Source organism: Acinetobacter sp. R933-2 (genome assembly GCF_030325485.1).
GTDB classification, from domain to species: domain Bacteria; phylum Pseudomonadota; class Gammaproteobacteria; order Pseudomonadales; family Moraxellaceae; genus Acinetobacter; species Acinetobacter sichuanensis.
Genome location: NZ_JACAIJ010000014.1, coordinates 13,297 through 37,351, shown reverse-complemented (window position 1 = coordinate 37,351; position 24,055 = coordinate 13,297). Strand labels below are relative to the sequence as shown.

Annotated in this window: 14 protein-coding genes; 12 read left to right on the top strand and 2 right to left on the bottom strand. The window is 34.5% G+C overall.

The window, feature by feature from the left end; all coding sequences use genetic code 11:
• The first annotated feature begins 8 nt into the window (after positions 1 to 8).
• The 3 genes from aliB (at position 9) to HX005_RS15370 (ending at position 4,412) form a co-directional block, all read left to right on the top strand.
• Positions 9 to 1,166 (top strand): cyclohexanecarboxyl-CoA dehydrogenase, encoded by a 1,158-nt coding sequence (aliB, locus tag HX005_RS15380; protein ID WP_286378027.1) that lies wholly within the window; start codon positions 9 to 11, stop codon positions 1,164 to 1,166.
• A 148-nt stretch (positions 1,167 to 1,314) separates the two neighbouring features.
• A complete protein-coding gene (gene aliA, locus HX005_RS15375; protein ID WP_107009590.1) occupies positions 1,315 to 2,964 on the top strand; it encodes a cyclohexanecarboxylate-CoA ligase in 1,650 nt (549 codons plus the stop codon).
• A 128-nt stretch (positions 2,965 to 3,092) separates the two neighbouring features.
• Positions 3,093 to 4,412 (top strand): DcaP family trimeric outer membrane transporter, encoded by a 1,320-nt coding sequence (locus tag HX005_RS15370; protein ID WP_286378026.1) that lies wholly within the window; start codon positions 3,093 to 3,095, stop codon positions 4,410 to 4,412.
• Between the two features lie 273 nt (positions 4,413 to 4,685).
• Here the strand turns inward: HX005_RS15370 and HX005_RS15365 are convergent, their stop codons facing one another.
• Complete coding sequence (locus tag HX005_RS15365; RefSeq protein WP_286378025.1) at positions 4,686 to 5,375, bottom strand: DUF1826 domain-containing protein; 690 nt, start codon at positions 5,373 to 5,375, stop codon at positions 4,686 to 4,688.
• Positions 5,376 to 5,578: 203 nt separating this feature from the next.
• Positions 5,579 to 10,579, bottom strand: coding sequence for a RecQ family ATP-dependent DNA helicase (locus HX005_RS15360; protein ID WP_286378024.1), 5,001 nt, complete (start codon positions 10,577 to 10,579; stop codon positions 5,579 to 5,581).
• Between the two features lie 504 nt (positions 10,580 to 11,083).
• Here HX005_RS15360 and hutC point away from each other — a divergent pair.
• The 9 genes from hutC to HX005_RS15315 all read left to right on the top strand — a co-directional run bounded on the left by hutC (position 11,084) and on the right by HX005_RS15315 (position 24,039).
• Positions 11,084 to 11,839, top strand: coding sequence for a histidine utilization transcriptional repressor HutC (gene hutC / locus HX005_RS15355; RefSeq protein ID WP_286378023.1), 756 nt, complete (start codon positions 11,084 to 11,086; stop codon positions 11,837 to 11,839).
• On the top strand, positions 11,836 to 12,420 hold the full coding sequence (locus HX005_RS15350; RefSeq protein ID WP_107009596.1) for a HutD/Ves family protein: 585 nt from the start codon (positions 11,836 to 11,838) through the stop codon (positions 12,418 to 12,420). Before hutC ends, HX005_RS15350 begins: the two co-directional genes overlap by 4 nt.
• A 355-nt stretch (positions 12,421 to 12,775) precedes the next feature.
• Complete coding sequence (hutU, locus tag HX005_RS15345) at positions 12,776 to 14,452, top strand: urocanate hydratase (RefSeq protein WP_286378022.1); 1,677 nt, start codon at positions 12,776 to 12,778, stop codon at positions 14,450 to 14,452.
• Between the two features lie 165 nt (positions 14,453 to 14,617).
• Positions 14,618 to 15,826 (top strand): imidazolonepropionase, encoded by a 1,209-nt coding sequence (gene hutI / locus HX005_RS15340; RefSeq protein WP_286378021.1) that lies wholly within the window; start codon positions 14,618 to 14,620, stop codon positions 15,824 to 15,826.
• 74 nt (positions 15,827 to 15,900) lie between these two features.
• Positions 15,901 to 16,821 (top strand): formimidoylglutamase, encoded by a 921-nt coding sequence (gene hutG, locus HX005_RS15335; protein WP_286378020.1) that lies wholly within the window; start codon positions 15,901 to 15,903, stop codon positions 16,819 to 16,821.
• 195 nt (positions 16,822 to 17,016) lie between these two features.
• The gene (locus HX005_RS15330) at positions 17,017 to 18,288 is read left to right on the top strand and encodes a Glu/Leu/Phe/Val family dehydrogenase (RefSeq protein WP_286378019.1); all 1,272 of its coding nucleotides are present in this window, start codon (positions 17,017 to 17,019) and stop codon (positions 18,286 to 18,288) included.
• A gap of 236 nt (positions 18,289 to 18,524) precedes the next feature.
• Entirely contained in the window at positions 18,525 to 20,051 is a 1,527-nt protein-coding gene (locus HX005_RS15325; protein WP_286378018.1) for an HAL/PAL/TAL family ammonia-lyase, read from the top strand.
• 1,047 nt (positions 20,052 to 21,098) lie between these two features.
• The gene (locus HX005_RS15320) at positions 21,099 to 22,655 is read left to right on the top strand and encodes a BCCT family transporter (protein WP_286378017.1); all 1,557 of its coding nucleotides are present in this window, start codon (positions 21,099 to 21,101) and stop codon (positions 22,653 to 22,655) included.
• A gap of 148 nt (positions 22,656 to 22,803) precedes the next feature.
• Complete coding sequence (locus HX005_RS15315) at positions 22,804 to 24,039, top strand: hypothetical protein (RefSeq protein WP_286378016.1); 1,236 nt, start codon at positions 22,804 to 22,806, stop codon at positions 24,037 to 24,039.
• Positions 24,040 to 24,055: the final 16 nt, after the last annotated feature.

Below are 24,055 nucleotides of genomic sequence, written 5' to 3'. Positions count from 1 at the left end.
ATAAAATGATGAATAAAAATCCTTATATCACTGAAGATTTAGCATTTTTGGCAGAAACTGTAGATAAATTTGCGAAAAAATATATCGCTCCAGGTTTTTTAGAACGTGACCAAAGTCGTATTTTTGACCGTGCCTTGGTTAAAAAAATGGGAGAAATGGGTTTTATTGCACCTGAATTACCTGAGCAATATGGCGGTCAAGGTATGGGGCGATTAGCGGCAGGGGTGATTCATGAAGCGATTGCAAAAGCAGATTTGAGTTTTTCATATATTAATTTATTAGCCTCATTAAATGGGCAAATTTTAGCTGAACATGGGCAACCTGAAATTGTTGAACCTTGGCTGAAAAAACTCACAGCAGGCGAAGCAATCTTTTCTATAGGTTTAACTGAACCACGTGGTGGCTCAGATGCAGGAAGTTTGCGTTTAAAAATTGAGAGAGATGGTGATGACTACATATTAAATGGTGAAAAAACTTCAATCTCAGCCGCAGATCAAGCTGATGCTTCAGTCATTTTTGGTCGTACTGGCACAGTTGAATCTGGCGCACATGGGGTGACTGCTGTATTTGTACCAATGAATTTGCCGGGTATAAGCACAACACGTTTTGACTGTCATGGGCAGCGTGCGATTGGACGTGGATCTATATTTTTTGACAATGTTAGGGTGCCTGTTAGTCACCGTTTAGGAGATGAAAATAAAGGTTTTGTTCAAGTGATGCAGGGATTTGATTTTTCTCGGGCATTAATTGGTCTACAAGTATTAGCTGTCGCACGTGTTTCTTTAGATGAGGCATGGGAGTATGCAGCGCAACGAGAAGCATTTGGTAAACCATTAACTGCATTTCAAGGGGTTTCACATCCGTTGGCAGATTATGAAACTCAAGTTGAAGCAGCACGATTGCTCTGTTTACAGACATTATGGTTAAAAGACAAACACTTACCTCATACTGCCGAAGCAGGGATGTGTAAATGGTGGGGACCAAAATTAGCTTATGATGTCGTTCATCAATGTTTACTTACACTTGGACATGCAGGATATGACCGTGGAGTGATGGAACAGCGTATGCGAGATGTTTTAGGTTTTCAAATCGGCGATGGTACAGCACAGATTATGAAGACGATTATTGCAAGACATAAAGCAGGTCGTCAGGCTGTTCCAGCTTAATAAAAATATGTATTGCTTTTATTTTTCTTTTTAAATGTTCCAAATTTTTGGAGAAAATAAAGAGAAATAAGCGTGAAAGCTCATGCAATGTATCAAGTATCACCATGCAATATAAGACAACTACATAATTATAAATTGGAGTTATGAAATGGATTTCGATGCGGTTCTTTTACCACCACGTAAGGAAAAAATGTTACAGCAGGGATATTGGTTAAATACAACCATATTAGAGTCATTAAACCAAGCAGTACATCAAAATCCCGATAAAGTAGCTTTGGTGAGCTACAAAACTGAGGAGCAATCTGAAAAAAGTTTTACTTATCGTGAAATTTTGCATACAGCTCAGAAAATTGCTTTAGGTTTGAAAAACTTAGGTGTTCAAAAACAAGATATTGTTTCCTGTCAGTTACCCAATTGGTGGGAATTTACTTTACTTTATATCGCTTGTCGACGTATTGGTGCTGTTTTAAATCCCTTAATGCCAATTTTTAGAGAACGTGAACTTTCATTTATGTTGAAACATACAGAAAGTAAAGTGTTCATTGTGCCAAAAACTTTCCGTAAGTTTAATCATGAAAATTTAGCCTATCAATTACAGGAAAATATCAAAAGTCTTGAACATGTTATTGTCATTGGTGGAGAAGGTGAAAATAATTTTGAGACATGCTTATTAAATCATGGTCTAGATCATGATCCTCAGATGTTAGAAACACTGAATGATGTAAAAATCACAGCGGATGATGTTGCTCAACTGATATTTACTTCAGGAACTACAGGTGAACCAAAAGGGGTGATGCATACTGCAAATACTTTATTTTCTAATATTGTGCCTTATGCTAAACGCCTGAATTTAAATAAGGATGATGTCATTTTAATGGGATCACCTATGGCTCATCAGACTGGTTTTATGTATGGTCTAATTATGCCTATTTTATTGCAGGCAAAAGCTGTATTACAAGATGTATGGGATGTAAATACTGCGATTCATTTAATTCAAAAGTACCAAGTGAGCTTTACGATGGCTTCAACACCATTTTTAAATGATCTATCAGAAGCGGTATTAGATACACATCAATCTTTGGATAGTTTAAAACTTTTCCTTTGTGCAGGCGCTCCAATTCCTAGTACATTGGTTCAAAAAGCGCGTCAAAATATGGGAGTTAAAGTTATTTCTGCTTGGGGAATGACAGAGTGCGGTGCAGTGACGATGACACGCCCTGAAGATGATGATGAACGCTCATTTAACACTGACGGATTACCGCTGTCTGGTGTAGAAGTTAAAATTGTCGATGATCAGGGGCATCTATTAGCAGCAAATCAATCAGGTACGTTGATGATTCGCAGTTGTTCAAACTTTGGAGGATATCTTAAACGCGCTCATCTCAATGAAACAGATGAAGATGATTGGTTTGATACAGGTGATATTGCTTATCAAGACGAGAGAGGCTATATCCGTATTGCAGGTCGAAAAAAAGATGTGATTATTCGTGGTGGTGAAAATATACCTGTTGCTGAAGTTGAATCACTGATTTATTTGCATCCAGATATAGCGACGGTGGCTTTAGTGCCTTACCCAGATGAAAGAATGGGTGAGAAAGCATGTGCTATTGTCAAGCTAAAAGAAAATACAGAGCATATTGCATTGAAAGATTTGGTCGACTTTTTAAAACAGCATAATCTTGCAAATCAATACCTTCCTGAGCGTTTAGAAATATGGAATGATATTCCAATGACACCTTCAGGTAAAATTCAAAAATTTAAACTGCGTGAATTATTACAGCATGCTGACCAGACCTAAAACGGACTTGGTCTAAAATTTAACAGCAATAAACTCACCTCAAGTGATTTGATCAATATTTAAGTATTGATCAAATGGGGTTTGTTCGTGCTGAAAAACTAAAAATATTGAATAAAAGGAATTAAATAATGGAAAAGCATTTTGGTTTTTTCGTGAAAAGTACTATGAGTTTAACGCTCTTTATGTGTACAACATTTAGCTATGCTGAAATGACTTTGGAACAACAAGTTGCTCAATTGCAGCAGCAAATTCAAGAATTACAAATATTGATGCAACAGCAAAAAGCTGTAAATGATCAAATTGTAGCTGAAATACCCAAGATCCAAGAACATTCAATTGAAAATACTCCAGTAATAAAACATACGACTAAAGGTGATGCTTCATTTGAGTTATATGGCAACATTCGTGGAGACATGAGCTATCAGCGTAAAGGTCCAAGTACGATGTATAACCTGATTAGTGCTGTTCCTTTGAAAGGCACGGAAGCTGAACATAAAAATTCAAATAAATTCCAAAGCACATTAAATGCAACACGTTTTGGTTTTAACTTTAACACGCCAGTACAAGGAGATCATAAAATCGGTGGTAAAGTAGAAATGGATTTTTTTGGAGGATCTGGACGCGACACTTTCCGTATTCGCCATGCTTATATCACCTATGACCAATGGTTGTTGGGGCAAACGTGGTCTAACTTTAACGCTGTTGAATATTTTCCCGAAACTGTTGATGCTTCTTTAGCTGTGGGTGGTTCGTTAACGCGCGTTCCTCAAATTAAGTACTCTGTAGCTGTAGATCCAAAACTTAATTTTGCCTTGAGTCTGGAAGATTCAAAAGCAGAAACTGTAACTCGTACAGGAACGCAGAATTTTACGACCGATGCTGATGCAAAACTAAAATTACCTTCTATAACAGGTCGTATAAATTATAAATTTGATGATAAATCAATGCTTTCAGGGCGTCTATTTTTGACAGAAAAACGTACTAATCATGAAGCTAATGATACTTTTTTAGCATGGGGAGCAGCATTAGGAGGAAAATATCAAATTACAGAAAACACGTTGCTCCGCATGGATTATAATCACATTAAAGGGGATACCAAAAATTTGCTATGGTCTAATATGGCATATGTATTTGATGATCATGGTCAAATGCAAGCAAATGAATTTGATGCTTTAACCTTAGGGATTAGTCATAAAATTACCCCCAAATTACGTTCAACTTTAGGCTTTGGTTATATGCGTGCAGATGATGATAATACATTTGCAAACTTAGTTTATGGTGATGAAACGCAGAATAAGGCACTGAAACAAGGTTGGGTCAATGTATTTTATAATCCAGTGAAGCCTATCAATTTTGGTTTAGAATACATGTACGGTGAGCGTGAAACTTTTAATCATAAAAAAGGACTTGATAATCGTGTAAATTTCACCGCAATTTATGATTTTTAAAGTGATTCTGGTGGTGTGCTAAATCACATGTTGACTCAACTAGTTTATGGGAGAGTTGAAAATAAATAAAATAATATTTTATATATTTTCAATATCTTATGATCTTTGATTTAATTTTTGCATAAAATGCAATTCAAATGTTATTTGAAGCACTACCAGTCTTTTGTGTTTTAATTATCCAATGGATATTATGAAGGGTTCACTGAAAAATCTAATCAAAATTTAATGGTTCAATTGTTAATAAAATGAATATTTTGATCGACTGACATTGTATTAACAAATCAACAGCAGTCTATATTCACCTTCATTTTCAACAGGTGCTCTATGTACACAGGGTAATACTTGCTGTGTGGGATGATCCACAGCGAGTTTCCATAAATGACCTGTACCTAAATTAATCGGCAGAGCATCAGCTTGAGCTTCATAATGTAAATCAAAAAAATATTCTTCTAAAAAGTTTTCAAAACCATTTTCAGCTCCATCATACAAAGCTTTAAGTTTTGCTCTTATTTCAGGAATATAAATTTTTTGTTTAACTTGATGATTAGGTAAAATATCACTTGTAGGACCAAAATAGGTACATAAAAAAGTGTCTGTGGCTACAGGTGAACGATCAACATGATAAGAATATACATCAGTGGCGATAAAATCGAGTTCTTCATCTCGCTCATAATTTTTGAGTAAATTAAGAGAAGGAGAAGCACCAAAATCAGTAAGTTTTTGTATATCTTCTAAAATAATTTGCCTTGCTAATTTTCCATTTTCTGAAAGTTGAAGCGCTAAAAGATCATGGGTAGAAATTTCTGTAATATTCTCTTTTAATTTAAGTTTAGCGACAATTTCCTGAAAATCACCCATTAAATTTCTAGACCAACACATGGCATTGATATTTTCTGCAAAACTTGAATCAACAAGTTCAGTAAAACTAGAAACAACGCTAATTTGAGTATTTTCAGAAAACATATTTTTCCAGATGAGAATGCGATTGAATGTCTATAAACATAATAGGGTGAAATATAACGATAAACTTTAATTTAATCAATTCGCTCATTTTATAACTGATTTAATACCTTTTTAAGGCTATTTTTTGGTTGATAAATAGCCTAAGCAATATGGAAAATAATTAAAATTCAAAAAACACGATTTAAAACGTTATAAATTCACATTTAAGTTAAAACACGTCGAATCTTTAAAGTAGGAATAAATACATAATGACTCTCTTCTTTACCTTGATAATTTGCTAAATGGTAAAACTTTTTATCTGCTTGATAATAACTGATCATTTGCATACCCACACATTTCACTTCACGAATTTGTGAATTTATGCGGAATAAACGCTGTGAGGTAAGGGCAGAAAAAGCGCCAATTACACCATCATGATTATATATTTCTAAGCGATCAAAACGACCATTTTTATTTTTAGGTTTTATAACGACCTGTTTACGCACATCAAATAATGAATTTTGTGCCATATCTAATAAACGTTGACGTCCTTTTTCTTGCACAATTTCTGGATGAGATAAATAAATATCAGCCAAACTAAATTGCTCAAAATAGGTGATTTCATTAATTTGTGGTGCAGGTTCAAATGTTAATTTTTCAACAGCCTTTAAATACTGAGCAAGCTGTATATCATATTGTAAAAGCCAACGTTGATCTTGAGGCTGAATAATGGTTAAACTTTTTTTAGCTCGTGTTAAAGCCACATACATGGCACGAATTTGACTTTCATTATCGCTATCTCGTGTTTTTTTCCATTGATCGTAAATATAAACATGCTCATATTCGCAACCCTTTGCAGAATGATAAGTACTTAAAATCAGTCGATCCATGCGGTTTTGTTCAGGAGCAGTTTGCAAAGTTTCTAACAATTGTTGGCAACTTAAATTTTGATAGCCTTGTACACGTTGTTTAAGTATCCCCCAGCTTAAATCTTGTTTATTCCATCCACGACTTTCTAACCATTCATCTAAATATTGGCTCGCATCTCCCTCTATAATATCTAATGCAGGGCGTTGTGCTAAATCTGCAAATAAATGCTTAGCTAAAAAACTGTCTGATAAGTCTAAATTATCGCTTTTATTTAAGATTTGAAAACGAATACCTGCTTCTGTTAAAGCATGTTGTATGACTAATAATTCATTCCACTGACGTGCTAAAATCGCAAAATCTGACCATTGATTTTGATTTTTTCGATTTTTTAAATCCGATATTAACCAGCCAATTGCATCTAAACCATGTTTTTGTTGGTATTGCCCAAAGCGAATATTATTTTTAGTAGGATTATTTGGGCGTATTGCATGAGCTAAACCTTTTAACCGTTGTTCTGCAGGTAAACAATTTTGAATATATTGGTTAGCAAGTTCGATGACATCGCTTGGACTACGATAATTGTCTAATAAATAAAAAATATTTTCTTCGTCAATTTTAAAGTCTTCTTTAAAGTTCTGAATATATTTAATATTTGCGCCTCTAAAGCCATACAAGTTTTGGTCATCATCACCTACAGCCACTAAGAAACCTTGTTGATTAATTTCTCCTTGCTCATCAGGTTCTGCTTGCATACCTGCCAAGTGTGAAATTAATTGATATTGGACATCATCAATATCTTGAAATTCATCAACTAAAATATATTGAAAATATTGTGGTGTATCTGCTAAATACTGTACTGCTTGTTCAAGTAACCATTGATATTTATAATTTATATCTTGATTATAAGGTGCTTGATTTTCATGAATATTTGTTAAATAACGCGCTAAAGCATGGAAAGTGAAAATATGGATATTTAAGGCATATTCCATACCAATTAAATGCATTAAACGCTGACGGATTTCAAATACTGCCTGACTGTTATACGCTAAAATCAAGATTTTTTCTGGATCAATATTACGTAGCATAACTAAGTTCGCTACACGATGAACAATAATGGTTGTTTTGCCTGAGCCTGGACCTGCCAAAACTAACATCGCACGGCGAGTATCATCGGCAATAATATTACGTTGTATTTCATTTAAAAAATCTGGAAAAATTAATGCTTCATAATTCACAAGATGAGCTTGTTTTGCTTGTTCAGGATCATCTAGGTAACGTTTACACATATCCGTTAAATCTAGATTAAAATAATCATTAAGCATTTTTTTGCGTTGTTGTGGTTCTCTTAAAAGCCACGCTTTCATTAAATGTAAACGCCGATTGCGGTCTTGATAATGTTCTTCTAAATATTGATATGCAACTTTAGAATGTAAACGCTGTGCTGCATTTTCTGCGGGATAGTCAATGAAAAATATTTTTTGTGTATCATCATCTAAACGACTGACATTCAGCCAACCAAAACGTTGCATCATTTCTAAATGTTCTAAAAATAAATCGATTTCAAGATCATGTCTTTCTAAGAATGTATCAACATTGAGTTGATGACTGGTCTGAATATCATCAGGAAGTTCATCTACAATTAAGTTTAAACTGTGATGGAGATCTGCTAAGCCTTGTTTTGCTTCAGAAAGCCAATCTTTCCATGTATGTTCTTTATCACGTGATTCGACGCGTAAACTATATTTATTTTCTTTTAAATTGACTAATTTAAAGATTTTAAACAAATAAAAAATTTCTCGTGCTTTTACACGATATCCACGTTGTGTAAACCATGTATCTAAATGACGTAAATCAATGCGTGTTAAATCTTCAGGCGGGTAAGCTTGCCAACATTCTTGAATTGCTGTTAATGCTAAATCTTTCTCTTTAATTTTACGTTGTTGTAAATGAGCAAAACGATAGGCAAAACGAATTCTAACCTCACAAGACCAACGCGCACAGCCTAATTTTACCAACTGACGCACACCATTTAATAATTGGCGTACACTCATTCCTAAAGCGACAGATACTTCAGGTAAATATAATTTTACGTTTTGTTGATGTTGTAATAAAGGTGCTAAACGTTGATAAAGTTGAGCAGCTCGGGTGCTTGAAGTACGAGGAGCATCCAATAACTGCATGCTCAGCAAAGCAGGCAATTGATCTTTTTCAATCAATAAACGATAACGTTCTAATGCTAATAATAAGACTCGAATTTGGGTCACGAGTTCTTCATTTTCAAAAGATAAGTAGGGTTGCAGTTCTTCTGAACTAAACCAGCGTTCTTCAGGTGGGCGCTTTAATGTCGGTGCAATGACTTTTTGCCAACAGTCAGCTAAGACTTTATGTCCACCTAATTCACTTGCAATATTTTTACGTACTAAGCTTTCTAAGTCTTGATTATTCCAAAATAAAATGGCTTGACCTTGTTCCCCTTGCTTTCTGGCTGTACGTCCTATTTCTTGTAAATATGATTCTAGGTTATTCGGAGGTGTATAGTGAATGACAGTATGAATGTTAGCGCGATCAATGCCCATCCCAAAAGCATTGGTACAGATGACTACATCGAGTTGATGCTGTTTAAATTTTTCTAAAACTTCTTTCTTTTGTAATGCTGTTAAACGTGAATGATAAGCAGCAGTAATAAAACCTTGTTTTGCTAAATCTTCAGCAAACTCTTCTGTTTTATCTCGATTACGCACATAAATAAGTACAACAGGATGCGTTTGATCATCTGCAACCAATTCTACTGTTTCTTCTGTTTTTCGTTGTGGAAAAATCTGTTTTAAAATTTTTAAAATTTCAACTAAGCGATCTTCTCGTTCTAAATAACGGATATCGACTTTAATTTCATCTCGCCATACATTTTGAGTAGGTTCAACCATGACAGTTTCAAGAGGTACTTGTAAAAGATGTTGTAAAGGCTTGACCACTTCACGTTCAATTTCCTGTATCGCTCTTTGTGACGCTGTTGCTGTGACCAGCATTAATTGCGGTTGAGTCGCTATTTCAGCGCCTTGATAACATTTAGCAATGGATTGCCCTATACGCATAAAGTCAGGGCGAAAGTCTGTTCCCCATTGGCTAAATGTATGTGCTTCATCTACCACCCAGAGTGCAGGACGTCGACGTTGTAGCAAAGCTTGAATACTATGTGTACGTAATCGTTCAGGGCTAATATAGAGTAAATCAATACTACCCAACCAAATTTCTTCTAAAATACGTTGTTGTTCTTCATGACTTTGTCCTGAAATTAAACAAGCAGCGCGTTTCCCCCATGGATCAAGTTGTTGTAAACCTAAAATTTGATCTTCCATTAAGGCTTTTAATGGGGAAATAATGACAGTTAATTCACGTCTATAACGGCTCAATACAAAAGCAGGCAATTGGAAGGTCAAGCTTTTCCCGCCACCTGTTGGTAATAAACCCAGTGGCACTGCTAGTCCTTTAGCCAAAGTATTAATAATTTTCTCTTGCCCTGGACGCAAAGAATAACCAAATATATTTTGGCTTTCTGTATTAAAATCAATATGTTGAAATTGTTTATTTTCCCAGAAAATTTGCTCCGCAATAATAAAATTTTCACCATATTCTGATTTATCCATGAGCCATGATGGGCGACGACAACTCGGATGATCTAAATGCAGTATCCAATGTGCAAATGTAATTGCACCAATCCATGCTTTTTTGTCATGTGTTGGAATATTTTCGATATATTCCTTTAAGGTTTGTATATCGCCTTGAGGAACTAAAAGCTCATAGGCTGTACAATTTTCGCCTGTATAAGCTTGCGGTAAATATTGACAATCGGGTTGCTTTTGTTCGATCCACGCTGATATTTGAGGATGTATTTCTTGCTTCCAATAAGTACAAATTCTTTGATAAAGTTGATAAGTTTCTAAACAATCATATATAGGATTATTTTCACTATCAGGTGCTTTATAGATTTTGAGTAATGCATGTGATGGATGTTGAGGAAATACTAAATTTGATAGAATTAGAGTATCTAATGCTTTATTTTTTAATAAAAATTTTGCTGAATCAGCATGAATGGTATGATCAATCCACCATTTTAAATCAAATTGCACAATATTATGTCCTGCAACATAAGTCGCATTACATAAAATATGCATAACTATTTCTAAGTCACTTTCTTTAAAGGTCGCAGCATAAGGTTGTTGATCTATCACACACAGTAAAGCGCCTATTAATAACTCGTTATTATGTGGGTTGATTTCTAAATCAAACCATACGATCTGCTGACTAAAATAAGCAGATGCATAAGGTAAATCTATTTCCTTGATTATTGGTAACATTTAAAAAATCTCAACCCTATTTTCGTTGTAATATAACTTAAATATCACCGTTTTTTCATATATTTATCTATACTTTAGTGGATAAAAAATAGATATATTATATGTAATTTCAAAATTAAATTTTTTATATGATCATATTTTTTTAAAAAACAAAAGCTTATGGTTAATGGTAATTTGATTGAAGATTTTCATAAATCATACTTTTCTTTTTACTATATAAAATTTGATTGATTGATAAGCTCTAATTTTGATGGGATTTGTTTCATCACTATTCTTATGATTACTCAGGATGCGATTTTTCTCAGATATTAAATAAAAGAGCTAATAAGTTGATTAAAAAGACAAAAATAGAATAAATTTGAGATGGTCTTGCCTTTTTAGAACGGACAATCAAATATGATTTTCATGGAAATCATATTTTAATTCTAACTTGTATTTATATGTATATACCTTTGCTAAGCAAAAGAGTAAAATCTTTTTAAATTATTTGAGTTGAGTCATGTTATGTCAGAGCAAAAAAAAACCACACAGGATTTAGAACTGTTTATTGAGGAAAATAGTCCACTTCCTATTTATTTACGTGTTAAACAACTTATTACAACTAAAATTAATAAAGGTATTTGGATTGCAAATCAAAAAATTCCTTCAGAAAGTGAACTCGTAAAACAATTAGGCTGTAGTCGAATGACGATTAACCGTGCTTTACGTGAACTGACTGCTGAGGGTGTATTGGTTCGTGTTCAAGGGGTTGGATCTTTTGTTGCAGAAGAGCAAGGGCAAACTTCACTATTTCAAATTCATAATATTGCCGATGAAATTGCTGCAAGAAATCATGTACATCGTGCAGAGGTTTTAATTTTAGAAAATATTAAGGCAAATTCAATTCAAAGTTTACAAATGCAAGTACAAGAAGGACAACCTTTATTTCATTCAATTCTTGTACATTATGAAAATGATATTCCTGTACAAGTTGAAGATCGTTTAGTTAATTCATTTTTAGTTCCTGACTATTTAAAGCAGGATTTTACACAGGTCACACCAAATGCGTATTTAATGGCAAATGCACCAATTACAGAAGGTGAACATATCGTTAAAGCAGTTTTAGCATCTACTCAGGAAAGTAAATGGCTTAAAATTAATAAAACTGAACCTTGTTTATTTATTCAGCGTAGAACATGGTCTAATAAAAACTTGATTTCCAGTGCGCGTTTGATTTATCCGGGAAGTCGTTATCACTTAGAAGGTAAATTTACACCATGATTCAGGTATTAACAGCGCAGCAGTATAGAGAAATGCCGTGGAAAAACGGGCTAGGTGTAACTTTAGAAATTGCTCGTAGTCATGGTGAAGCTTTGGATGATTTTGATTGGCGTATTTCAATTGCTGATGTTAAAACCGCAGGTTCGTTTTCTTATTTTCCCAAGAAACAACGTGTACTTAGTATTTTGGAAGGTACAGGTTTAGCTTTAAAAATTGATCACAATAGACCTGTTAATATCTTGAAAAAAGAATTTATTTCTTTTCATGGCGAATGTGATGTATATGCTGAATTATTAGAAAATGAAATTCGAGATTTTAATCTAATTTATGATCCTGAAAAGTTTTCAGCACGTGTGCAATGGGTAAATCAGGCATCATTATTTTCTATTTTGAGTAATGCGCAGCAAGTGTTTGTATTTACGCATTCAAAAACACTTAAAATTAAAGTTAAGCAGCAAGAATTTGTTTTGAATACATTTGAAACTTTACATCTTGCAGATGAAATGAATATTTTAACTCAGTTGGACTTTGAATCTGAAGGTGGCTTTGATTTTTGTTTGATTGAACTATTTAGCAAATAATATCTGATCATAGAATTTTTTATAAATAATGTGTGATATTTATACAAATTAGGAGCTTTAGAGCATACTGATTGTAGCATCATATTTTAATTGTCTATATTGATAAATCTATTTTACATTGACTTATACAGTAAAAATTGAGCATAAATCTAAATTTTACTGTTTTTCAAAAGATGTATGACGAAAGTTGTACATCTTTTTTTTATTTAAAAATCATTAAGATAAAAAATAAATTAAATAAAGTATTTCAAAGTAAATTTTTATGTAGTATATATATGTATATACAAGTTAATACATATAGATTTTCATAGTGCTTTTGCTATGAAAAGATTTTTGAAAGGAAAGGAGTCTAATCATGACGACAAATAATCCACGTTACCGTGACATCGAAATTCGTGCGCCAAGAGGAACAACGTTAAATGCGAAAAGTTGGTTAACAGAAGCACCTTTACGTATGCTTATGAACAACCTCGATCCAGATGTTGCAGAAAATCCAAAAGAATTGGTGGTATATGGTGGTATTGGTCGTGCAGCACGTGATTGGGAATGTTTTGATAAAATCGTTGCAACACTAAAAAATCTTGAGGATGATGAAACTTTATTGGTTCAATCTGGTAAGCCAGTTGGTGTTTTCAAAACACATAAAGATGCTCCTCGTGTTTTAATCGCAAATTCAAATTTAGTACCACATTGGGCAACTTGGGAACATTTCAATGAACTTGATGCCAAAGGTTTGGCAATGTATGGTCAAATGACAGCAGGTTCTTGGATTTATATTGGTAGCCAAGGAATTGTTCAAGGTACATTTGAGACCTTTGTTGAAGCAGGTCGTCAACATTATAATGGTGACTTGACGGGTCGTTGGGTACTGACTGCTGGTTTAGGGGGCATGGGGGGAGCTCAGCCATTGGCTGCAACGCTTGCAGGTGCATGTTCATTAAACATTGAATGCCAACAAGTAAGTATCGATTTCCGTTTACGTACTCGCTATGTCGATGAACAAGCTGATGATTTAGATGATGCTTTAGCGCGTATCGCAAAATATACAGCTGAAGGTAAAGCAATTTCGATTGCACTGCATGGCAATGCTGCTGAAATTTTACCTGAGCTTGTACGTCGTGGTGTACGTCCAGATATGGTGACTGACCAAACAAGCGCTCACGATCCATTAAATGGTTATTTACCTATTGGCTGGACTTGGGAAGAATATAAAGAACGTGCTAAAACTGAGCCTCAAGTTGTTGTAAAAGCCGCAAAACAGTCTATGGCAAAGCATGTTCAAGCGATGCTTGATTTCCAAGCGCAAGGTATTCCAACATTTGACTATGGTAATAACATTCGTCAGATGGCTCAGGAAGAAGGTATAGAAAATGCCTTTGATTTCCCAGGTTTCGTTCCAGCTTATATTCGTCCATTGTTCTGCCGTGGTATTGGTCCATTCCGTTGGGCTGCACTTTCTGGTGATCCAGAAGATATCTATAAAACTGATGCAAAAGTAAAAGAACTTATTCCTGATGATGCTCATTTACATCACTGGTTAGATATGGCTCGTGAACGTATTAGTTTCCAAGGTTTACCCGCACGTATTTGTTGGGTAGGTCTAGGGCTTCGTGCAAAACTTGGTTTAGCATTTAACGAAATGGTTCGTAGTGGTGAATTATCTGCACCAATCGTAATTGGTCGTGATCATTTAGACTCTGGTTCTGTTTCTAGTCCAAACCGTGAAACTGAATCTATGCAAGATGGTTCAGATGCTGTTTCAGATTGGCCGTTACTCAATGCATTACTCAATACTGCTGGTGGTGCGACTTGGGTATCTTTACATCATGGTGGCGGTGTAGGCATGGGCTTCTCTCAGCATTCTGGTGTTGTAATTGTATGTGATGGTACTGATGAAGCAGCGGCACGTATTGCACGTGTATTAACGAATGACCCTGCTACAGGTGTTATGCGTCATGCTGATGCAGGTTATCAAATTGCCATTGATTGTGCGAAAGAACAAGGGCTGAATCTGCCAATGATTACAGGTTAATCCTATTTTTAGATGAAATTTTAGGTTGCTATTGACCGATCAGTAGCAGCTTTCTGAAATTGTAAATAAACAATTTCAATAAAGGATTCGTTTGTTTCCTAAAACATGAACAAAGAAAAAGTAAATCACGATACAGAGTTAGGTCAAAAGCCTAAGGTGGATGTTATGAAAAAACTTTGGCACAACTGTCATATTGCAACGATGCAGCATGGAAAATATTCCATCATTGAAAATGCAGCAATTGTGACTTTAGGGAATGTGATTCACTGGATTGGACCAGAACAAGATCTAGCATTCGATCAATATGATGAAACAGCCGATTTAAATCAAGCTTGGGTAACACCAGGTTTTATCGATTGTCATACACATAGTGTGTTTGGCGGAAATCGTAGCATCGAATTTGAAAAAAGATTACAAGGGATGAGTTACGCCGAAATTGCAGCGCAAGGTGGTGGCATTGCTAGCACAGTAAGAGCAACACGCGAAGCAAGTGAAGAACAGTTATTACTTAGCGCATTAAAACGTATCAAAAGTCTATTAAAAGATGGTGTAACCACCATTGAAATTAAGTCTGGATATGGACTTGATTATGAAAATGAAAGAAAAATGCTTCGTGTGATTCGTCAAATTTCACAGCATTTGCCTATTACAGTAAAAAGTACCTGCTTGGCAGCACATGCACTTCCACCAGAATATGAAGGGGAAAGTAATGCATACATTGAGTATATCTGTACAGAAATACTGCCAAAATTACATGAAGAAGGTTTAGTGGATGCTGTTGATGCATTTTGTGAATACTTGGCATTTTCACCTGAACAAGTTGAGCGAGTATTTCAGACGGCACAAAGTTTAGGACTTCCTATCAAAATTCATGCAGAACAATTATCAGCTTTATCAGGTTCAAGTTTAGCAGCACGTTATCAGGCATTATCAGCAGATCATTTAGAATATATTACCGAAGATGATGTTAAAGCAATGGCAGCATCAGGCACTGTTGCTGTGATCTTGCCAGGCGCATTTTATTTCTTAAGAGAAACTAAATTTCCACTGATTGATGTGTTGAAACAGCATCAAGTTCCAATTGCGCTATCAACAGATTTAAATCCAGGTACATCACCATGTTTATCTTTACGTTTGATGTTGAACATGGGCAGTACTATTTTCCGTTTAACACCTGAAGAAGCCTTAGCAGGTGTGACGATTTATGCAGCCAAAGCATTAGGGTTACAAGATACACATGGTAGTTTACAAGTCGGTAAAGTTGCGGACTTTATTGCTTGGGAAATTGAGCATCCATCTGAAATTACCTATTGGTTAGGTGGTGACTTGTCTAAACGTATTATTTATCAAGCTCAAGAATTGCAAATTTCATAAAGAGATTTATTTCCCTATTCATTTGAAATAATGATTTTTTGAGCTTAAGTATCCTGCTGTATAGAGATTTTAAAATGAGTAATACATTTCATTGGGATGGGCGTGATGATGGCACTGCGGTTAATCATAAGCGTATTTTTCAAGTGATTAATCAATCAGAATCAACCGAGTATAGTTTAATTGGTTTTGGTTCTGACGAAGGTGTACAACGTAATAAAGGTCGTATTGGCGCAGCAGAAGCACCAAATGCGATACGTAAGCAATTGGCAAATTTACCTGTGCATCAGACTATAAGCATTGCTGACCGTGGCGATGTTATTTGCCAACATGGTTTACTTGAAGAAGCACAAGCAGTACTAGCAGACCATGTTGCTCAAGCACTTGTGCAAGGTGAAAAGCCCATTGTATTGGGTGGTGGTCATGAAGTTGCTTATGGTAGTTTTAGTGGATTATTTCAGTATTTACGGACACATGAACCTGATAAAAATATTGGAATAATCAATTTTGATGCACATTTTGATTTAAGACAGGCTGATCAAGCATCGTCAGGTACACCATTTTTACAGGCAGCACAAAAGTCTAAAGAGCAGGGCAAATCATTTCATTACTTATGTATTGGGGTTGCAAAACATACAAATACTCAAGTCTTGTTTGAAACGGCTGATCGTTTAAATGCTGCTTATATTTTAGACCGTGATGTACAAGTTACACAGCTTGAAAGCTTAAAACAGAAAATCCAATCCTTTATTGATCAGGTTGACTATTTATATGTGACCATTGATTTGGATGTATTTGCTTCAAGTATTGCACCAGGTGTAAGTGCGCCAGCAGTGAAAGGCATTGATTTGGCTGTATTTGATCCATTAATTCAATTCATTAAAGATTCTGGAAAAATCAGAGTGTTTGATGTAGCTGAATGTAATCCAAAATTTGACTTGGACAATAAAACTGCCAAGTTGGCGGCTTATATTATTTTTAATTATATCTTCGATTAAAGCACTTAAAAGCTAGAAAACCTCTCCTTATACTCTCTTTATAAAGAGAAGGATTAAAGAATAGGGTTGAAGTTCTGAGCGAATCAACATTACACAACAGGGGCTTTTTACATTTTAGTTTTGAATCTGAGATTTATTAAAATAGATGAAAAATCGGTGTAAAAAGCTCATAAAATAATTTCACAAGGATGAAGCATGTCTAATTTATCGTATGTTCCAGAAAGTAATGGTGCATGGCAAACATATTTGGCACAAGTTGATCGTGTTGCACCATATTTGGAACATCTCAAAGACTATATCAATACTTTAAAGCGCCCAAAACGCGCTTTGATTGTAGATGTGCCCATTGTGATGGATGATGGCACAATTCGCCATTTTGAAGGTTATCGTGTGCAGCACAATTTATCTCGTGGACCAGGTAAGGGTGGGATTCGTTATCATCCAGATGTAGATTTAAATGAAGTGATGGCATTATCTGCTTGGATGACGATCAAGACCGCTGCGCTAAACTTACCATTTGGTGGCGCAAAAGGTGGTATTCGTGTTGATCCTCGATCATTATCACCACGTGAACTTGAGCGCTTGACGCGTCGTTATACCAGTGAAATTGGTCATATTATTGGTCCACAAAAAGATATTCCTGCACCAGATGTAGGAACTAATCCTAATGTTATGGGTTGGATTATGGATACCTATTCATCAGGTCAAGGTCATACAGTGACTGGTGTTGTGACGGGCAAGCCTGTACATTTAGGTGGTTCATTAGGGCGTATTAAAGCCACTGGTCGAGGTGTGTTTATTACAGGTCAACAAGTTGCACAAAAAATCAAATTACCTTTGGAAGGCGCAAAAGTTGCTGTACAAGGTTTTGGTAATGTCGGTAGTGAAGCAGCTTATTTATTTGCAAATGCAAAATCAAAAATTGTTGCTATTCAAGATCATACAGGAACGATTTTTCAGCCTGAAGGTATGGATGTTGAGGCATTAAAATTGCATTTAGCAGAACATCAAGGCGTAGCTGGCTTTGTGGGTGCAGAAGCAATCAGTAATGATCATTTTTGGGATGTTGAAATGGATATTCTTATTCCAGCAGCATTAGAAGGTCAAATTACTGTTGAAAGAGCAAAAAAACTGTCTGCAAAATTAGTGCTTGAAGGTGCAAATGGTCCGACGTATTTAGATGCAGATGACATTTTAATTGAACGAGGTATCACTGTTGTACCTGACGTAATTTGTAATGCGGGTGGTGTGACTGTGAGTTATTTTGAATGGGTTCAGGACATGGCAAGTTTGTTCTGGTCTGAAGAAGAAATTAATCAACGTCTGGATAAGTTGATGATTCAAGCAGTGAATGATGTCTGGAAAGCTGCAAATGAAAAAGTGTGTAGTCTACGGACAGCAGCCTATATTTTGGCATGTGAACGTATTCTACGTGCGCGTAAAGAACGCGGTATTTATCCAGGTTAATGACTTGGATGTAATTTAAAAACTCTCCCTAACTCCTTATTTTTTAAAAAATAGGGAGTTAATAGTTTTTTTCTTAATTCCTCTTTAAGAGAGTAGAAAACAAACCGTTTCTTCTAGTTTTTGTTAGAAAAAGAGAAGAATATACAAAAAGTAAAGGACTTTTTTCTATTGAAATCACATGAAAATGGAAATTCATGGACTTTACGAATGTAAAATTTGAACATCAGGACGAAAATATGAACATACAATTAGGCGATAAAATTGATATAAACACGTTTATTGAAATCGCTCGCTTTAAAAAGCAGATCGAATTCTCAGAACAGTATGTCAAACGTGTAAAAAAATCACGTGAAGTTCTTGAAGAAATGATGGCAAGTGATGAGTTGATGTATGGGATTACAACAGGTTTTGGTGCTTTATGTTCAGAGAAAATTTCACAAGAGCAAACCGCTGAATTACAAGAAAATCTAATTCTATCACACGCAGTTTCAGTTGGAGATCCGCTGAATGAAGAGCAAGCGCGTGCTTGTATGCTTATGATTTTGCAAAACTTAGGGCAAGGTTATAGCGGTGTCCGTTTCGAAGTTTTGGAAATGATTCGTCAATTTTTAAATTTAAATCTCATTCCTTGGATGCCAAAAGAAGGTTCAGTCGGATATTTAGCACCTGAAGCACATTTTGCACTGACTTTGATAGGTCGTGGGCGTATTTTTTATCAAGGAAAATTATGCACCGCAGTCGAAGTATTACAAGCAGAGAATATTCAGCCTATTCAACTACATGCGAAAGAGGGTTTGGCGCTGATTTCTGGAACGACCTCAACAACTGCACTAGGCGCTTTAGCTTTATATGATATGCAAAATGCAGCTAAATCGGCTGATATTATTGCAGCTTTAACTTTGGAGTCATTAGAAGGGATTTTAGTTGCATTTGATGAGCGTGTTATGAATGTGCGTCCGCATCCAGAGCAAGCCAAAACTGCTTCAAATATTCGTCGTTTACTTAAAGATTCAGAACTGGCATTACAACGTCATCCTATAAAATTGCAAGATGCACTATCGCTCAGATGTATTCCACAGTTGCATGGTGCAGCTAAAAAAGTCTTAAATGATGCTTTGGTGACGATCGAAATTGAGATGAATGCTTGCTGTGATAATCCAATTGTCTGGTATGACTTAGATTTAGATCAAAAAGAAATTATTTCTGCTTGTAATCCAGATTCATCGTATGTGGGGCTAGCGATGGACACAGCAGCCATCGCAGCGACAAATTTAGCAAAAATGTCTGAGCGTCGTAATAATCGTTTAATTGATGGTAGTTTATCTGGTTTTCCATCTTTTTTAATTAAACAACCTGGTTTAAATTCTGGTTTGATGATTCCGCAATATACACAAGCGGCATTATTAAATGATATGCGTATATTATCTCATCCTGCGACAATTGATAATACACCGACTTGTGGTAATCAAGAAGATTATGTGGCAATGGGATATAATGCCTCTAAAAAAGCGATTTCTGTTGTTGATAAGCTTGAATATATTTTGGCAATTGAGTTGTTATCTGCCTATTATAGCCAGCAATTTTTATTGGGAAATAAGAAGCATAGTTTAGCAGTTGAAAAAATTCTTGCTGAATTACAAAAAACGATTCAAGTTCCAGAAAAAGATGTCTATATTTTTCAGTTTATAACAGAGATCAAAAGCATGATTCATAATGGGACTTTAGTTTCGATTGTAGAAAATGTGATTGGTGAGCTAAATTAAGTATTATGGTTTGATCAGTAAAAAATCACGACATAAATTTTTTATTTCATAGGGATACAAATGTATCCCTATTTTTTTATTGTTATAGCAATTTTTTGTATAAAGTTATCATTGAAGATTTATTTATCAATATCATTTCCAAATGAAAAGCCTATATCCAAAATCTAATCAATAGTTTCTCTTATGATCTAGCATTAATTAATCGAATAAATACTTCATTGAGCCTAAGACTCAAGGGTATTTTTGGCTATCAGGCAAATATCAATAAAAGTAAACCTATTCTAAGACAGCATGCAAGGTTGTAGATGATCAAATATTTAGTTTCGACTTTATTTTTTATGCATAATAGCTTGTTTAAGCGCTGATTAAACTGTGTGGATTGGATTAGATAGTATGCTAGATATAATCGATACAGATGAAGCTTATAAATCAAAACTAAGAATTTTGATCGTCAATTTAATAACACATGTATGTTTGGTCATACTCAATAAGTTTATAAAATGAACTTAATTCTATGCTCAAGTTGCTACTTAAATTTGAGTAATTAAAAAGTAGTTTAGCTTTGAAAGCTTTCTGCAATAAAGCTGATATATGAGCTAATCGTATAAAACTTTAGTTTATATTTGTTTTTTAAGCGAATTGAATCTTTGTTTTTAATTTTTATAAACACATGTTTTTTAAAAATAAATATTTTAAATGATATTTTTTATATGTTTTTCCACTTAAAAAATCAATAAAAAACGTAAAAATCGTTCAAAAAAAACTACTAATTTCAAAAGAAATTTATTATGTTGTATATACATGTTAAATCATGTAGTGTTCAGTATGTAAAAACCAATCATTTTCTATGGATGAAATTAGCTTGGAATAGGGAGCTAAGGAATATTTTTATTTTAAAAATCCATATATGGATAAATTGAATGGTTTAGCTATATCTAAAGTTTGTAAATGATCTTTTGTATGGCTTAGAGGATGAAAAGATTTCATCAGCATGCGATCTAGATTTTTTAATGGACTTACTGCCACTAGATACAAAAGGATGAGTATATGGAAGATGTAAAAAAAGAGGAAAAAACGATACGTTGGGGGGTCTTTGCTCCAATGTTTTTATTTGTTTTTTCTGCGGTGATTTTAGGTATTTTTCATAGTGAAATGTTGATTGCCTTAACCAAAGATTTTTTTAATTGGTCGTTGCAAAGTTTTGGCTGGTTATATCAATGGATTTCAATTATTGCTCTTATTTTAGTGGGTGTAATAATGATATCGCGTTATGGAAACCTACGTATTGGCGGTAAAGATGCCCAAGCCAACATGAGTTTTGGGCGCTGGTTTGCAATGGCATTGAGTAGTGGTATTGCAACAGGTTTAATTACTTATGGTGCAAATGAGCCAATTATTTATTTTGGTAATATTTATGGTGAGTTGAATCATGTACCTGTTGAACCTCATACGCATTATGCTGCTATTTGGGCATTAGGTCGTTCATTTTATAATTGGGGTTTTATTCCTTATGCAATGTATACCTTATCAGGCTTAATCGCTGCTTATATGTATTTCAATAAAAAGCGTGGATTGACAGTATCTGCGACTTTAGAGCCGATATTAGGTCAATATGCCCAAAATAAATTTGTGGCAAATTTTATTGATGTATTTTCTACATTAGCGATTGTACTTGCTCTTGCATCAGGTTTAGGAACAGGTTTAACAGTTGTTGCTACAGGTTTGAAAATTGCTTATGGCATTCATATTACAACGACAGTATTTGTTGTATTAGGTGTAATGACAACAGCGTTATTCACATTCTCATCTTATTTAGGACTAGATAAAGGTTTTAAAGTTTTAGCAAATATAAAATCAAAAGTTTTATATTTCTTACTTATTCTTTTATTTATTACAGGTCCAACGATTTATATTCTAAAAACCTCAACAGCTGGAATGGCTGTATGGTTAGATAACTTCTTTTTATGGGGATTAGATCCAGGTGATATTGGTGGCGTCGAGTTAACACAATGGTGGACATTATTTGACTGGGCAATGTGGATTGCGTATGCACCATTGATGGGATTATTCCTTGCTATGATTGCTTATGGTCGTACATTAAAAGAATTTATTATTGTCAATTGGATTCTACCTTCTTGTTTTGCTTTGATTTGGTTTGCAATTTGGGGCGGAACCTCATTATATCTACAAGAAAGCAATGTTTTAAATCTAGTTCAAATTATTAAAGATAATGGTGCTGTATCTGGTTTATGGGCATTTTTACAACATCTTCCTTTTAAACTAGGTGTAGTGATTGTGCCATTAATTCTTGTACTTAGTTTATTTGCTTATGCTGTTGCTGCAAATAGCGTAACAACCACTATTGCAGGAATGTGTACTAAAGATGTACCAATTGGTGAAGAAGCACCTGCTTATCAACGTATTATTTGGGGCACATTAATTGGATCAATTGCGATTATTATGAGTGTTTTTGGGGGTGGTGAGCAAGGGATTGATGGCATTAAGTTTTTAGCTGCATGCGGTGGTTTCTGCGTACTATTTATATTTATGTTGCAAGTGTTGTCGATTATTAAAATTTTCTTTTATGACAAACCTGTTGAGTAACACTCACTCGCTTTCTGATCAGATTGAATGGGCAGTCTGATCAGAAATTTCTCTTTTAAAATCAATTTTAAATTTTGACATTCGTTCTGGCGAAGAGCGAAGCTTTGTCAAAATAAAATACAATGATGCAGATACTTAGGGATTAAGTATGGATATTTTATCGAAATTTTTTATATATGCGGACTTATCATTAAAAGATGATAAATTAAAATTAGCTTCTGTTTTCTTATTTGCTTCCTCATGCTTTTTTTCAAGCTTGAGTTATGCTGATGATGTGGTAGAAGAAAGTTTAACACAGAAAAATCGTATAGATTTGGGTGGTGCTATACGAATGCGATTTGATTATGATCCTGACCGTGATATTCGAAAACTAAGTTTTGATACTGCAATTGTAAATTTAGATTTTTATTATGATCAATTCTCAGGGCATATTGAACATCGTATATTAGGTGGAGCATACCCTTATACTTATACTGATCATATTGGAGATATTAACTTCACAAAGAAAGCTTATTTAGAATATACAGTAGATAAAGAGCAAGCCATTCAAGTGGGTTTAAATCAAGTACCTATTGGTTTTCAGCCTTATTATACGAGTACTGTTATTGAATCTATAGCATATATTGCAGGGATTGAGGATTTATATCGCTTAGGTGTGAAATATGATTATAAAAATGAAAATCATGAATTTTTAGCAGCTTACTATGCTGCAAATCCTTGGCAAGGTAAGGGGACAAGTCGTGGTACTTACTATTCTAATCAGATTGTTTCAGCAGATGATAGTTTAGAAAATGGTACACATTATGAAGAGAAAGATGCTCTTGCAGTACAATATAATTATACTCAAAAAGCTGATCATTGGATTTCAAACTATGGTGTGTCAGGTTATTATTCAAAATTAAAATCAAAAAGTGATTTTGATGAAAATAATGGTGAACGGAAAGTCATTGGATTACATTATGGCTTAAATAATGATCGATTTAGTTTAAAATTAATTAGTTTATATAATCATATTGATACGCCATTCACTCAAACTACTTTAGGTTCTTATGATGGGACATTTAATATTGCCAATCAAGGTGTGATTAGTAGTATTGATATCAATTATAAAATTCCAAAATTAAATATAAAAGACATTAATGATTTTAATGTTTATGGGCATTATAGTCGTTATGACAAATCCAAAAAGGATTTCTTAGATTCACAGCAATTTGTGCTTGGGTCTGCATTTACTTTCAAAAAAAATATTTACATCGCTACAGAATGGTTATTTGGCAAAAATAATCCATATATTGGAGGAAGTGATTATGGGCAAAGCTTGGCTATTGGTGGAAGTAATCAATGGGAAAATCAAGTCAATATAAATATTGGATATTATTTTTAACTAAGAGCATAAATAT

Bases quoted from the DNA above. Each gene is read 5' to 3' on its own strand.
- aliB (WP_286378027.1), top strand. From the start codon at position 9: ATGAATAAAAATCCTTATATCACTGAAGATTTAGCATTTTTGGCAGAA.
- aliA (WP_107009590.1), top strand. From the start codon at position 1,315: ATGGATTTCGATGCGGTTCTTTTACCACCACGTAAGGAAAAAATGTTA.
- HX005_RS15370 (WP_286378026.1), top strand. From the start codon at position 3,093: ATGGAAAAGCATTTTGGTTTTTTCGTGAAAAGTACTATGAGTTTAACG.
- HX005_RS15365 (WP_286378025.1), bottom strand. From the start codon at position 5,375: ATGTTTTCTGAAAATACTCAAATTAGCGTTGTTTCTAGTTTTACTGAA.
- HX005_RS15360 (WP_286378024.1), bottom strand. From the start codon at position 10,579: ATGTTACCAATAATCAAGGAAATAGATTTACCTTATGCATCTGCTTAT.
- hutC (WP_286378023.1), top strand. From the start codon at position 11,084: ATGTCAGAGCAAAAAAAAACCACACAGGATTTAGAACTGTTTATTGAG.
- HX005_RS15350 (WP_107009596.1), top strand. From the start codon at position 11,836: ATGATTCAGGTATTAACAGCGCAGCAGTATAGAGAAATGCCGTGGAAA.
- hutU (WP_286378022.1), top strand. From the start codon at position 12,776: ATGACGACAAATAATCCACGTTACCGTGACATCGAAATTCGTGCGCCA.
- hutI (WP_286378021.1), top strand. From the start codon at position 14,618: ATGAAAAAACTTTGGCACAACTGTCATATTGCAACGATGCAGCATGGA.
- hutG (WP_286378020.1), top strand. From the start codon at position 15,901: ATGAGTAATACATTTCATTGGGATGGGCGTGATGATGGCACTGCGGTT.
- HX005_RS15330 (WP_286378019.1), top strand. From the start codon at position 17,017: ATGTCTAATTTATCGTATGTTCCAGAAAGTAATGGTGCATGGCAAACA.
- HX005_RS15325 (WP_286378018.1), top strand. From the start codon at position 18,525: ATGAACATACAATTAGGCGATAAAATTGATATAAACACGTTTATTGAA.
- HX005_RS15320 (WP_286378017.1), top strand. From the start codon at position 21,099: ATGGAAGATGTAAAAAAAGAGGAAAAAACGATACGTTGGGGGGTCTTT.
- HX005_RS15315 (WP_286378016.1), top strand. From the start codon at position 22,804: ATGGATATTTTATCGAAATTTTTTATATATGCGGACTTATCATTAAAA.